General features: G+C 77.2%; 1 protein-coding gene. It reads right to left on the reverse strand.

What is annotated here, in order from left to right; all coding sequences use genetic code 11:
- Nucleotides 1-359, reverse strand: a 359-nt coding sequence (locus MKK55_RS01870; protein ID WP_243933001.1) for an Hpt domain-containing protein, incomplete at both ends; no start/stop codon positions are given.

Genomic DNA, 359 nt, shown 5'->3' on the forward strand with positions numbered 1-359 from the left:
GAGCCGGTGGATGAGCGGGCGCAGGTCGCCGTCGCCGTGGGCGGCGGCCTCGATCTCGCGGCACAGGCGCGACAGCCGGGTGAAGCCCAGCATGCCGGCGGCCGAGACCAGCGCGTGCGCGTCGTGAGCGACCTGGACCCGGTCGTCCTCGTCGGTGCGGAAGCGGTCGCGCAGCTCGCTGCCCATCAGGTCGAGCAGCGTCGCCACGCGCTCCGGCCCGAAGCCGTCCTTGAGGGCGTCGAACACCGCCGGGTCGAGCACCGCGTTCGCGCCGTCCGGCGCCGGGATCGGGGCGGCCGGGCGGGCCTCGCGCTGCGGCCCGGTCCAGCGCGCGATGGTGGCGTAGAGGTCGGCGCGCC

This window comes from Methylobacterium sp. J-059 (genome assembly GCF_022829485.1).
Classification (GTDB): domain Bacteria; phylum Pseudomonadota; class Alphaproteobacteria; order Rhizobiales; family Beijerinckiaceae; genus Methylobacterium.